Source organism: Porphyromonas gingivalis ATCC 33277 (assembly GCF_000010505.1).
Lineage (GTDB): Bacteria > Bacteroidota > Bacteroidia > Bacteroidales > Porphyromonadaceae > Porphyromonas > Porphyromonas gingivalis.
This window is the reverse complement of sequence record NC_010729.1, coordinates 231,086-243,986: the sequence shown is the minus strand read 5'-3', so window position 1 is coordinate 243,986 and position 12,901 is coordinate 231,086. Positions and strand designations below refer to the sequence as shown.

The 12,901-nt window shown below is 46.5% G+C and carries 6 protein-coding genes, 2 tRNA genes, 2 rRNA genes and 1 pseudogene; 1 reads left to right on the top strand and 10 read right to left on the bottom strand.

Translation table 11 applies throughout. The features are described 5' to 3' along the window. Positions 1-20: 20 nt before the first annotated feature. Together wecC and PGN_RS01070 are read right to left on the bottom strand one after the other, a co-directional pair. The gene (gene wecC, locus PGN_RS01075; RefSeq protein ID WP_012457343.1) at positions 21-1,229 is read right to left on the bottom strand and encodes a UDP-N-acetyl-D-mannosamine dehydrogenase; all 1,209 of its coding nucleotides are present in this window, start codon (positions 1,227-1,229) and stop codon (positions 21-23) included. 247 nt (positions 1,230-1,476) lie between these two features. Continuing rightward, positions 1,477-2,613, bottom strand: coding sequence for an MraY family glycosyltransferase (locus tag PGN_RS01070; RefSeq protein WP_230847037.1), 1,137 nt, complete (start codon positions 2,611-2,613; stop codon positions 1,477-1,479). Positions 2,614-3,058: 445 nt separating this feature from the next. On the opposite strand from PGN_RS01070, the gene PGN_RS01065 reads away from it, so the two are divergent. Beyond that, on the top strand, positions 3,059-3,289 hold the full coding sequence (locus PGN_RS01065; RefSeq protein ID WP_070105215.1) for a hypothetical protein: 231 nt from the start codon (positions 3,059-3,061) through the stop codon (positions 3,287-3,289). A 679-nt stretch (positions 3,290-3,968) separates the two neighbouring features. On the opposite strand, the gene PGN_RS01060 is transcribed toward PGN_RS01065, so the two are convergent. The 8 genes and pseudogenes from PGN_RS01060 to PGN_RS01025 form a co-directional block, all read right to left on the bottom strand. Continuing rightward, positions 3,969-5,996: a DNA topoisomerase 3 gene (locus PGN_RS01060; protein WP_039417509.1), complete on the bottom strand. Its 2,028-nt coding sequence runs from the start codon at positions 5,994-5,996 to the stop codon at positions 3,969-3,971. A 473-nt stretch (positions 5,997-6,469) separates the two neighbouring features. Beyond that, positions 6,470-7,559 (bottom strand): annotated as a pseudogene (locus PGN_RS12255) (IS5 family transposase). A 31-nt stretch (positions 7,560-7,590) separates the two neighbouring features. Further along, complete coding sequence (locus tag PGN_RS11710) at positions 7,591-7,767, bottom strand: DNA methylase (RefSeq protein WP_080504390.1); 177 nt, start codon at positions 7,765-7,767, stop codon at positions 7,591-7,593. A gap of 24 nt (positions 7,768-7,791) precedes the next feature. Beyond that, positions 7,792-8,877, bottom strand: coding sequence for an IS5 family transposase (locus PGN_RS01045; RefSeq protein WP_012457337.1), 1,086 nt, complete (start codon positions 8,875-8,877; stop codon positions 7,792-7,794). A gap of 402 nt (positions 8,878-9,279) precedes the next feature. Continuing rightward, positions 9,280-9,390 (bottom strand): 5S ribosomal RNA (gene rrf / locus PGN_RS01040). Between the two features lie 94 nt (positions 9,391-9,484). Next, positions 9,485-12,381: ribosomal RNA gene (locus tag PGN_RS01035) — 23S ribosomal RNA — on the bottom strand. Positions 12,382-12,490: 109 nt separating this feature from the next. Continuing rightward, positions 12,491-12,564: transfer RNA gene (locus tag PGN_RS01030), tRNA-Ala, on the bottom strand. 1 nt (position 12,565) lies between these two features. Next, a tRNA-Ile gene (locus PGN_RS01025) sits at positions 12,566-12,639 on the bottom strand. Positions 12,640-12,901 lie beyond the last annotated feature (262 nt).

The following is a 12,901-nucleotide window of genomic DNA, read 5'->3' as shown; positions in this document are numbered from 1 at the left end:
ATAGCATAGAGCCTGATATTCTACTTCTTGAAGACACCGCAGAAGTCGAGGATGACTTTGTCGGTTCGGTATTCGAGGAACTTGAAAGGAGTATGAGCCGTTAAGAAGGCGACAATGTCTGCCTGCTCATAGGCATCACGGTAGTCCGTTAGCTTGAAAGTATTATGCTTCGAAATGTTGGGCTCTACAATCAAGATCTCGGCATTGTTCAACCCCTGCATTACTCGAGTGGCAATGTATTTTGCAGGCGACTCCCTGAGATCATCGATGTCCGGTTTAAAAGCAAGTCCCATCATGGCTACCACTGGCATACGACCATACTTAACTCCAAAGTCCTGTATAGCCCTACTAATCTTCTCGGCACACCAAAAAGCCTTGTAATTATTAATCTCACGAGCACCGGCAATCAGTTTACTCTCCAGAGGGAAAGCCGAAGAGATAAAATACGGATCCACCGCAATACAATGCCCCCCTACTCCACTACCGGGCTGAAGAATATTCACCCTTGGATGCTTATTGGCCAGTTCGATAAGTTCCCACACATTGATTCCGGCTTTGTCACAAATGAAAGAAAGTTCGTTGGCAAACGCGATCTGTACATCTCGGCTAGCATTCTCTGTAAGCTTGCAGAGTTCTGCTGTACGAGCATTAGTTCCATGCAAGGTTCCTTTAACAAAATGAGCATAGAACTCTTTTGCTCGTTCGGTCGCTTCTGCGGTTAAGCCCCCGATGACCCGATCGTTGTGCTCCAGTTCATAAATAACATTACCGGGAAGGATACGCTCCGGACAATAAGCAATATATAATTGGTCTTTAAGTTCGGGACGCTCTCGATAGATTAGATCAGCCATCTGCTCTGTTGTTCCTATCGGAGAGGTAGATTCGATAATAAATAAATCGCCCTTCTTGAGCAAGGGAAGTATTGATCTTGTTGCAGCCTCTACACATGTAATGTCCGGCTCATGATTGGCCTTGAAGGGTGTAGGCACCACAACCAGATAAACATCGCTGTCCTCCGGTGTTGTAGAAGCACGGAATGTTTCTTTTTGTATAACTTCCTGTAAAAGCTCTTCCATACCTGCTTCCACAAAGTGCAATTGTCCTGAATTGGTTTTTGCAACGATATTGGTGTTTATATCTACCCCCAATACTTCTATTCCACTTTTGGCAGTTACAATTGCCGTTGGCAGACCTATATACCCCAGGCCCATGAAACAAGCTTTTTTCATTCTATTTTTACCTTATCTTAAAAATTTCCTGTATTTACGACAAGTCATATTTACAATTAATTTCGCGCATCCATTATCCCAAAGAAGGTTTCACACCTCTCATTAATTGTATAGTATCTATCTTTATCGCATCTCTCACCTTAGTAATATAGGTAGTGAAATATCTTTGTCTATCTTCTTTCAAGATTCCAAGAAAACCGGATACTTCTCTCTTTTGAATATTTATAAAACGCCGCTCGAATATAAATCAGACACACCCCCTTTTGCGCGAAAGATTGGCTATAAGCATATTGGATGTGATCCATATGACGATATCCAGCAGAAGCAGCACATTGATATTAAAAAATGGGTACCCAAAGATATTAAACAAAGAGAACGCGATAGAGTATAGTAATATGACAACCAGTGTTTGTCTCTGTGTCAATCCCAAAGCCATAAGTCTATGATGAATATGACTCTTATCAGGTTTAAAAGGATTTTTCTTTGATAAAATTCTCAATACAAAAACATGGAATAAATCGAAACAAGGAATTAGTAGCGGAGCTACTACATATGGAAGAGGTAAAGCAGTATTTGCAATGGGGGTAAGCAAGCGTAAGGCCATAAAGCTCAATAGAAGGCCTAAAGTCAAAGAACCTGTATCTCCCATGAAAATCTTTGTTCGCTTCTCAGTTGTACCATAAAGATTCATCCGAAGAAAAGCTCCCAAGCAACCAATAACAGACACACAGATTATTACATATAAATACATATTGACATAGATAAAGAATGGTATATAAAATAACATCCCCAGAAGGACCAGACTTGTAGCCAATCCATCGATTCCATCAATTAGATTTATACTATTGATTACCATGAGGAAAAAGAACACCACTATCGGATATTGTAAGATCTTAGGCAACTCTTCTATGAAGAACAAACCATCTAAACCAGAAAGACCGACTCCCGATAAGAACAAAATAGAGGAAGAGAGAATTTGAGCTTTGAACTTTTGCCGATAAGATAGCCCGACCAAGTCATCTATCACACCGATAGCATATAGTAAAATCATCGCAGGCAACAGGAACAGAAGATCATAGAATTCTTCTAAAGGAAAGTGTATGGATATACTTAGCACGCTATTTATTGCTAAGAAAAGGGATACTGCCAATGTTATTACAGGAAAGAATATGACACCACCTAACCTGGGTATAGCCCCTTTATGTACCGTTCTTTCATTTTCTTGATCAAAAACACTTTGAGCATACACCATACGAGACAATCGACGCAAAGCAATGTAAGAAAGGATTGAGGTCGCAAATAAAAGCAACAGAAAAAGAATCATCTCTTCTGCCCATCCCTGAAATTTACACATCACAACAATATCTTCAATAACATACCCCACATCCGCCCGTCTTCACTTCGATCTGAATAAAATTTCCCCAATGACAAAACCGCCTTATTTTAAAAATTACACATAACAGAAAAAAGAGTGATTCTCATTATACTTTCTTTGACAATCAAATCCTTTCAACGATGATTTTTGAGACTCTAATAGAGCGCAAAGGTAATTAATTATCGTCTATATTCCTAAATCCCAGTGGAATGATTCAGGGCAATCGCATTTCAGCCACTAACGTACATCTAAAGCTCATGATTGCTACATTCAATTTCCAAAACAAGTGCGAATCCATATGTCAGAGATTCAAATTATAGAGGGAAGAGACTAAAAATTTTCAAACGCGATCGCCCTGACAGGCTGCCCCCGGGGCCGACGCATTAAATTGGTTTTGCGGTTTCATTCGAGCGAGTTTCTCCTAATCGGTATTGCTGGCTATTACTGTGTGCCGATGGTAGCCGGATGGATTATTGGAGCCGGAGGTGGTATCGGCTCGTATGGACGCAATGTGAATCAGACGGCGCAGCGTGGCGCACAAGGTACATACACGGGGAGCAAGGCGATGGCTGGAGGAGCACAAGTGCTGTTGCCGGTCATGTCGTTTGATGTCTCAAAGGGGCACTCATTAAAGAGAAGTAGATTTCCACCAATGGAAAATTCTTTTTCCACTGGTGGAAAATAAACTTTCCACTGGTGGAAAGATAGCTTTCCACTTGTGGAAATCCGGCGTCTACCAAATAGTTGCCTGACACACAATAAGAAGAATAAACAAAAGTGCCTGCTTATTGTGCAAAGGCCCCATTAATTCGTACTTGTTTGATAACCGAGTGTAGCAATCGTTAGGTTTATAAGTGTGTTGACAGTTCAAATGCGATTGCCCTGTGGAATTATTACATTCTTTGCGCACAAGGTTACATTGCCAGTGCAGATTTTCGATCAAAAAAAGGGGGGGGGGAGGAATCGGGCACCTATGAGGCAAAAAAATACGGGACACCAATAACAATATCGACAGACTTCTCTAAGAATTGACCTTTTCAGTGCTCGCCGACACAAAAACGCTGAAATTTACTAACAAACAGATTACCTCAAGCCATTGATGTCCAACAAAAAATTCTTTCCGATCTGCATGAAAAACATCCACTCAAAGCCATCATTTCATATATTATTATACTATTACAGATTACCCACTCATAAAGTGACATAATACTTTTACAATAAGTGCAATTATCAAACTATATCATAAAACATCCTCAAAACAGATAGATAAAGAGAGACGAAATGTTCAATCAATTTTTATCGGACACGAATGGCTCCCTACACAAATGTGCTGTACCTCTTCCGGATTCTTAAAGCAGGGAGTATTAGTGTCCTTTTTGCGAAGAAAGGAGATCAACCAATTCGTTGTCGGACAGAGATGCAGGATACTCAGAGTATGGAAGTCGGAAGGTGCAGCCTTCGCGAAAGGCATTGCAACCGAAAGCTTCCCGACCGCGGACAATGATTCCCTTGCCACATACCGGACAGGTGAGATCGAGCTGCTTCTGCATGGGTTTATCAGCCTTTTTCTTTTTGCCGGGAGCAGGCGAAGCAGCAGGTATCGGCTCTGACAGGAGTACGGAAGAGTTGCTCTTGAGTACATTAGGAATCAGATGGGTCAGAAGTACTTTCAATTCATTGATAAAATCGGCTGCTGAATAGTCGCCTCGCTCGATGCGACGAAGCTTGTATTCCCATTGGCCGGTCAGCTCGGCACTCTTGAGCAGTTCATAGTCGATCGTCGCTATCAAAGACATACCCGTAGGAGTAGCTTTGAGATTCTTCTTCTCTTTATAAATGTAGTTGCGCTTGAAGAGAGTCTCAATGATGGCTGCTCGCGTAGACGGCCGGCCGATGCCATTTTCTTTGAGGGCATCGCGGAGCTCTTCGTCCTTGACCGACTTGCCGGCCGTCTCCATGGCACGCAGGAGTGTAGCTTCGGTATAGAATTTGGGCGGCTGTGTCGTTTTCTCCTGCACCTCGGGGGTGTGTACTCCACTTTCGCCCTCGGAGAATATTGGCAGTTTTTTCTCCTCGTCCTTGTTCTCTCCATCATCGTCCGTCTGCGGATCGGTGAAGACAGTGCGCCAGCCGGGCTCCAGTATCTGTTTCCCCGTGGTTTTGAACTCTACCTTAGCTGCTTGTCCCAAGACCGTGGTCTGGCTGAATATGCAGTCCGGATAGAAAACAGCTATAAATCGGCGGGCCACCAGATCGAATACACGTCGCTCATCCTCCGACATACCATGGGATGGCTGACCGGTGGGAATGATGGCATGGTGGTCAGTGATCTTGCTATTGTCGAATACCTTCTTGCTTTTTTTCAGTTTGCTACTTCGAAGTGGAGCTGTGAGTAGGGTATAGTCGGAGAGTCCTTGGAGGATATTCGGCACTTTTTCAAATACATCGTCGCTCAGATAGGTGGTATCCACGCGGGGATAGGAGGTGATCTTCTTCTCATACAGCGACTGGATGGTGCGTAGCGTAGCATCGGCCGTCATGGCAAACCTCTTATTGCATTCTACCTGTAGGCCGGTGAGGTCGAAGAGTCGAGGCGGTAGCTCCCGACCTTTCTTCGTAGCCACGGAGGTAACAGCAAATGGGCTGCCAGCTACGACCTCCACTTCCCGACGAGCATCCTCGATCGAGGAAAAGCGTCCCTTGGTGGCATTGAACACCGTATCGCGGTAGATGGTCTTCACCTCCCAGTAGACTTCAGGGGTGAAGTGCTCGATCTCGTGCTGTCTCCTGACAATAAGGGCGAGAGTCGGAGTCTGTACACGTCCGATGGAAAGTACCTGTCGGTTGCTCCCGAAGCGGAGCGTATAAAGACGCGTAGCGTTCATACCCAATAGCCAGTCGCCTATGGCACGAGCCAGTCCGGCCTCATATAGGGAATGAAATTCTTCGCTGTCGCGCAGCCTCGCAAAGCCTTCACGGATAGACTCCTCAGTAAGAGAAGATATCCAAAGTCGCCGCACGGGACATGTGCAGCCCGTTTTCTGCAATACCCAACGCTGGATCAGCTCTCCCTCCTGTCCGGCATCACCGCAGTTCACGACCATATCCGCTTCATGGACAAGCTTTTCGATGGTGCCGAATTGCTCCCGAATACTATCGCTATCGATGAGTTTGATGCCAAATCGCAGTGGTATCATCGGTAGAGAACTGATACTCCATCGCTTCCATTCGGGTGCATAGTCGTGAGGTTCTTTGAGGGCACAGAGATGTCCGAAAGTCCATGTCACCTGATAACCGTTGCCCTCCATATAGCCTTTATAGGCTTTGGTGGCACCGAGTACAGCAGCGATCTCACGCCCCACACTGGGCTTTTCGGCAATACAGACTATCATGGGCTTATCCTTGATTCTTAAAAACAAATGTACACTTTTGACCATTACCCACTGTGCCTTGATTGAAACTATTAATCGGCCATTTTCTTTTCTCAGATTTGTCATTAGACTTTTTCACGGACCTTTGATTTATTTAGCTCTTCCCCATAGTGCTAAAAATGCAATTCTATGCTTCAGAGCCAGAGCCAACTTCAGAGTTTTCTTGCCTACGTGTTTTTGGATGTAAATAGGTTAGCTAAAAACTTCATTCGGATTGCTTTGAACTTGGGCTTCTTCACAGAGTTGATTTAAGATTTAGTCACATAAACTTACATCGAACTCACCTTATGAGACCATTGCACAAAGAGGCTGTTCTTTCTGCTCGCTTGTTCCTGGTGTATTTTTGACCATTCTCGTCTGTTTTGCAGCTTGGGGATTAGTCCCCTTTCCCGCACCTCGAGGGCAATTGCCCTCGAGGTACGGGCGTTTTACGCCTATTTGGCGCCTTGAAGCACAAGAAGCCCCGGCATACGCTTGAGATTGTAGGCCATAGCTTCAAGGATATTTTGGGTATGTGTCTTGGCTAACCCTCGGTAGCGACATCGTCCGCCACAGAACCATCGTCGAATACTACCGAAGGTACGTTCTATCAAGCAGCGCGTCTTACTGATCATCCGATTGAGTTGTTTCTGACTTTCACTGAGGGCTTGACCTCGATGGGCCTTAAGCATAATTCCATCTATCAAACCTTGACGGGCCAAATACTCCGAATTCTCCTTGCTACAATAGCCTTTGTCGGCCAAAACACTAATTCCTCCCGGCAACTTGGACTTCTTGATCAGCTCAGGCAATACAACCGTGTCTGCACAATTGGCCGAGGTCGTGACCACTGTTTCTACCAAACCCTGCTCGTCCGTCAAGACGTGCTTCTTGTATCCATACCGATAGTGCCTGCCTTTGCGTACCCAACGAGCCTCCGAGTCTACTCCCGGTTTGCCACTCTTGAGTTCACAATGATAAGCCTCCTGGCTGTGTACGAGCTTCCTCCGAACGAGTATCCTCTCGATCTTCAGCCACTTCTATGACCACGCTACCATCAGGGGCGTAAGGACTATCCACAATGCTCGCATCAACGATGGCGCCTTGATCAATACGGCTAATCCCATGCTTCTTGAACTGCTTGTTCAGCTCCCGAAGGAGTTTATCCATAATCCCCAAGCGAGTGAGTTCGCTACGGAAATGACTGATCGTGCTATGGTCGGGGGAAGGGAAGCCGAGGTCCAAGCCAAGAAATTCACTGAAAAGCAAGGAGTCGTTGATGCGTTCCTCAACCTCATAATCACTCAAACCATACCGGGTCTCCAAGAGTAGAATCTTGAACATCAACAGTGCATCGTAGGCAGGGTTACCTATGGCATTCTGCGTCTTGGTGTATTTCTTGTTCAGCAGTGTGCGAATACCACGCCAATCAACACCGGCATTGATTTGACGCAAGAAAGAGTGTTTCATACGATCTCTGCGAACCTGAGTGTAGACTTGCAGAAAGCTTGGTGCCGATTCAGTTTGTTTGGTTGCCATATTTATGCTCTTGTTTATACGTGTAAAATACTAAATATCATTGATATACGCAAGCAATGCAGGAAAAAATGTCGCAAAAATGCCGTGCAATGAGACCTTTGAAAAATAAGGAGATGGAGGGAAGAGGAGTTCTTGGCATAAAAGGAGCGAGTGAAAGGGGTGGCAGTAAGGAGTGAAAGTAGTTGTAAATCCCCCCTTGCGGAGCTGCTTGCACGAGCTCCTCAAGGGGGGTTATACCTTATCCTAGAGATGAGGACATAATTATCCCCGGGGTTCTGTATAAATTAAAGGCGATGCTTTCAAGAATGTTTTGAGTATGGGTCTTGGCAAGTCCCCGGTATCGACATCGTCCGCCATGAAACCACCGCCGAATACTGCCAAAGGTGCGTTCGATGGTGCTCCGTATCGGACCGATTGCTTTGTTTCGTTGCTTCTCTTCCTCGGTCAATGCCCTGTTGCGTTGTGCCTTGTGCATAATGCCGTCTTGAAGGTGATGGGTTTGCAGGTAGGAACGATTTTCCCCGCAAGCATATCCTTTGTCCGCCAAGACGGCTGTGCCTTGAGGTATGTTTGCACCCTGCAATAGCGCAATAAACTCCTTCGTGTCACTGCGGTTCGCTGCTGTCGTTATCACCTTTTGAACAATGCCTTGAACATTGGCCGGACAATGCTTTTTGTATCCGTAGTGATAACGCTTTTGTTTGTACACCCAACGGGCTTCTTCATCCGTCCCTTTACGCCGGCGGACAACCTGTTTTTGATAATCCTCCTCTGCCTCTTTTTCCTCCTCGCTCCGATTGTCTTCTCTGTCGTCTGCGACTTCAATCGTAATGCTTCCGTTGGGTTTATGCGGCGTCTCCACAAGGCTTGCATCGACAAGCACCCCTTCCCTTACCGAAATGTGATGGCGGGAAAGTTGTTTGTTAAACTGCGCCAACAGTTTGTCCATGAGACCCAACTCTGTCAGTGCCGAACGAAATCGACTGATGGTGCTGTGGTCGGGAGATACCTCTTCCATCTTCAGTCCCAAGAATCGGGAAAAGGTGATTGAATCATTGATGCGCTCCTCCAAAGCACAATCACTGAGGTTGTACCATGTCTCCAAAAGCAACATCTTGAATAAGAGAATCACGTCATAAGCCGGGGCGCCGATGGCATTTTGTCGCTTCGTGTATTTCTTGTTGATCAGCGTCCTGATCGGACGCCAATCGATAAGCCTGTCAACCTGATTGAGGAAGTCGTTTTGTGCTTTGCGATAACGCTTTGAAAGGAGTGCGTCTGCAAATGTTACATGCTCATCGGTATTCTTGGATTGGTATGCCATGGGAGGAATATTATGCTGTTTTTAATACTCAAATATACAAAATAACTCCCTATTATACAATGAATTAATAAACAAAATACACACCAATCGCCGTGCAATGGTCTCGCAATGGTCTCCTTATAAGAATAACGCGCAGCAAGGGGGAGGAAAGCAATTGGCCGATTATCCTTTGCTGTGTCCGACTGAGGATGAGAAGAGAAAAGGAAAGGAAGATGAAGGAAAAAAGAAGGGAGGAAGGAAAAGGAGGAAGCAATAGAGGAATAGAGAGAAAAACAAAATGATTTTTGGAGAGAGAGAAAATAAAAAAGGAGAGAGCCTCGGACTCGAGACTCTCTCCTTCACCTTTTTTTTCCGGGGGAGGAGGGTGAGATCCTATCCCCCCCTCTCTCTCACGTTTCTTAAAAACGGCGGCGTCCTACTCTCCCACTGTGACGCAGTACCATCGGCACCGTTGGGCTTAACTTCTCTGTTCGGAATGGGAAGAGGTGGATCCCCAACGTTATAACCACCTGAATACCTCAAAAAGGCAATCGACATATCGAAAGGCCAACAAATAATTCATCAAGCTTTGCGGCAACAAACCAACCTATACCGCATCCTTCGGGATGCACAAAAGTTTCGGGCTATTAGTACTGCTCGGCTTAATTGTTACCAATCATACACCTGCAGCCTATCAAGGTCATAGTCTTTAACCACCCTATTTATGGAAATCTTATCTTGAGGCCGGCTTCGTGCTTAGATGCTTTCAGCACTTATCCTTACCAGACGTGGATACCCGGCGGTGCACCTGGCGGTACAACCGGTAAACCAGGGGTCTGTCCAACACGGTCCTCTCGTACTAGTGTCAGACCCTCGCAAATTTCCTGCGCCCACAACAGATAGAGACCGAACTGTCTCACGACGTTCTGAACCCAGCTCGCGTGCCACTTTAATGGGCGAACAGCCCAACCCTTGGGACCTTCTCCAGCCCCAGGATGTGACGAGCCGACATCGAGGTGCCAAACCACTCCGTCGATATGAGCTCTTGGGAGTGATCAGCCTGTTATCCCCGGAGTACCTTTTATCCTTTGAGCGATGGCCCTTCCATGCGGAACCACCGGATCACTATGCTCTAGTTTCCTACCTGTGCGACTTGTTTGTCTCCCAGTCAAGCACCCTTGTGCCATTACACTCTGCGACCGGTTACCAATCGGCCTGAGGGTACCTTTAGAAGCCTCCGTTACGCTTTTGGAGGCGACCACCCCAGTCAAACTACCCACCATACAGTGTCCTCGCACGCCGCGAGTTAGTATCCAAACATCAAAAGGGCCGTATTTCAACATCGACTCCACGAATACTGGCGTACCCGCTTCTCTGCCTCCGGCCTATCCTACACATCTGATGCCCAAATACAATGTAAAGCTATAGTAAAGGTTCACGGGGTCTTTTCGTCCCGTTGCGGGTAATCGGCATCTTCACCGATACTACAATTTCACCGAGATCGCGGTTGAGACAGTGCCCAGATCGTTACACCATTCGTGCAGGTCGGAACTTACCCGACAAGGAATTTCGCTACCTTAGGACCGTTATAGTTACGGCCGCCGTTTACTGGGGCTTCAATTCAGAGCTTCTCTTGACGATGACTCCTCCTCTTAACCTTCCAGCACCGGGCAGGTGTCAGACTATATACCTCAAATTGCTTTTTTGCATAGCCTTGTGTTTTTGTTAAACAGTCGCCTGGGCCTGGTTTCTGCGGCCTGTCCGGAGACAGGCGTCCTTTCTCCCGAAGTTACAGGACCATTTTGCCTAGTTCCTTAACCGCGAATCTCTCGAGCGCCTTAGTATACTCAACCCAACCACCTGTGTCGGTTTACGGTACGGGTAACACAGAAATATGCTTAGCGGGTTTTCTTGGGAGCCGGTTTACATCCTTATCCCTTCGTACATGTACTCCGGGTACTGTCAGGTTCGACTCTCAGGGCGGATTTGCCTACCCCGATCAACATCTACACCCTTTAACCGCCTATTCCGTCAGACGGCCGGACTGTCACTTCTCCGTCACCACATCGCTCTCTGTATCAGTACCGGAATATTAACCGGTTCTTCCATCGGAATCGCCGTTCGGCTTATCCTTAGGCCCCGACTAACCCTGATCCGATTAGCGTTGATCAGGAATCCTTGGTCTTTCGGCGAGGGGGGTTCTCGCCCCCTTTATCGTTACTTATACCTACATTTGCTTTTCCAGAAACTCCAGAAAAAGTCGCCCTTTTCCCTTCTACGTCGCTGGAATGCTCCCCTACCGATATATATTATATCCCACGGCTTCGGTAAATTGCTTATGCCCGTGTATTATCCATGCCAAAATCCTCGACTAGTGAGCTGTTACGCACTCTTTAAATGAATGGCTGCTTCCAAGCCAACATCCTAGCTGTCTCTGCATCTTGACTTCGTTTTTACAACTTAGCAATTATTTCGGGACCTTAGCCGGTGGTCCGGATTCTTCTCCTCTCGGACATGGACCTTAGCACCCATGCCCTCACTCCATCGGTCAATTATCATGCATTCGGAGTTTATCTGGACTTGATAGGCGGTGAAACCCTCGCATCCAATCAGTCGCTCTACCTCATGATAACATCCAACAGGCTGCACCTAAATGCATTTCGGGGAGTACGAGCTATCTCCAAGTTTGATTAGCCTTTCACCCCTACCCTCAGTTCATTCGAAAGCTTTTCAACGCTTACCGATTCGGTCCTCCAGTTAGTGTTACCTAACCTTCAACCTGACCAAGGGTAGATCACTTGGTTTCGCGTCTACTGCTCGTGACTAAATGGGCGCCCTTTTAAGACTCGCTTTCGCTTCGGCTCCTTGTCTTGATTATAACAATTAACCTTGCCACAAACAGTAACTCGTAGGTTCATTATGCAAAAGGCACGCAGTCACACCTTAATGGCGCTCCTACCGCTTGTAGGCAGACGGGTTCAGGGTCTATTGCACTCCTCTGTTCGAGGTTCTTTTCACCTTTCCCTCACGGTACTGGTTCACTATCGGTCTCTCGGGAGTATTTAGCCTTACGGGATGGGCCCCGCCAATTCACACAGGATGTCTCGTGTCCCGCGCTACTCAGGTGCTCCGTCGTCTATGGTTCGATATGTCGGATACGCAGCTTTCATGCTCTTCGGCCATACTTTCCAGTAGGTTCTCCTATATCTATCATTAAACTTTTGTCGAAGTCCTATTACCCCGACTTTGCCGAAACAAAGCCGGTTTGGGCTAATCCCCGTTCGCTCGCCACTACTGAGGGAATCACTTTTGTTTTCTTCTCCTACGGGTAATGAGATGTTTCAGTTCCCCGCGTTCGCTCATGAAATCAATTCATGTGTCAGGCCTTGGCCTGACGGGTTGCCCCATTCGGATATCTGCGGATCAATTCGTATGTGCCGATTCCCGCAGCTTTTCGCAGCTTATCACGTCCTTCTTCGCCTCCGAGAGCCTAGGCATCCACCGTCTGCCCTTACTTACTTTTGTTCGCCCGGCAATCAATTGCCGCCGGCGGTATACTTAAGCTTGTTGTGCTCTACTTAAATTCTTTATTTGATTTTCTTCCAATATGTCAATGATCGCCTGTTTTCTTTCGTGGAGAATATCGGATTCGAACCGATGACCCCCTGCTTGCAAAGCAGGTGCTCTAGCCAGCTGAGCTAATCCCCCGTAGTCCCAGGCAGAGTTGAACTGCCGACCTCTACATTATCAGTGTAGCGCTCTAACCAACTGAGCTATAGGACTGCTTCTCTCTTATTCGAACTCTTCCGTCTGCCTGTGGCAGCTCCTTGCGCTGCATGACCGTTGCCCCTTATCTCTCTTTATTTTTTTCTTTTTGCCCTTTTTGCCTCGCTTCAAAAAAAGAAGCAAAGTTCGAAGCAGGGAAAGCTCGAAAGATAAACGAACCAAGGCCTCGGGGGAGGGAAAGACTCCTTATCTTCCGGTATCTCTCCATCTTCGATCCAAGAGAGAGAACACCCTCCCGGACATCCCGATTGATTGCATC

Bases quoted from the DNA above. Each gene is read 5' to 3' on its own strand.
- PGN_RS01045 (WP_012457337.1), bottom strand. From the start codon at position 8,877: ATGGCATACCAATCCAAGAATACCGATGAGCATGTAACATTTGCAGAC.
- wecC (WP_012457343.1), bottom strand. From the start codon at position 1,229: ATGAAAAAAGCTTGTTTCATGGGCCTGGGGTATATAGGTCTGCCAACG.
- PGN_RS01060 (WP_039417509.1), bottom strand. From the start codon at position 5,996: ATGATAGTCTGTATTGCCGAAAAGCCCAGTGTGGGGCGTGAGATCGCT.
- PGN_RS01065 (WP_070105215.1), top strand. From the start codon at position 3,059: ATGGTAGCCGGATGGATTATTGGAGCCGGAGGTGGTATCGGCTCGTAT.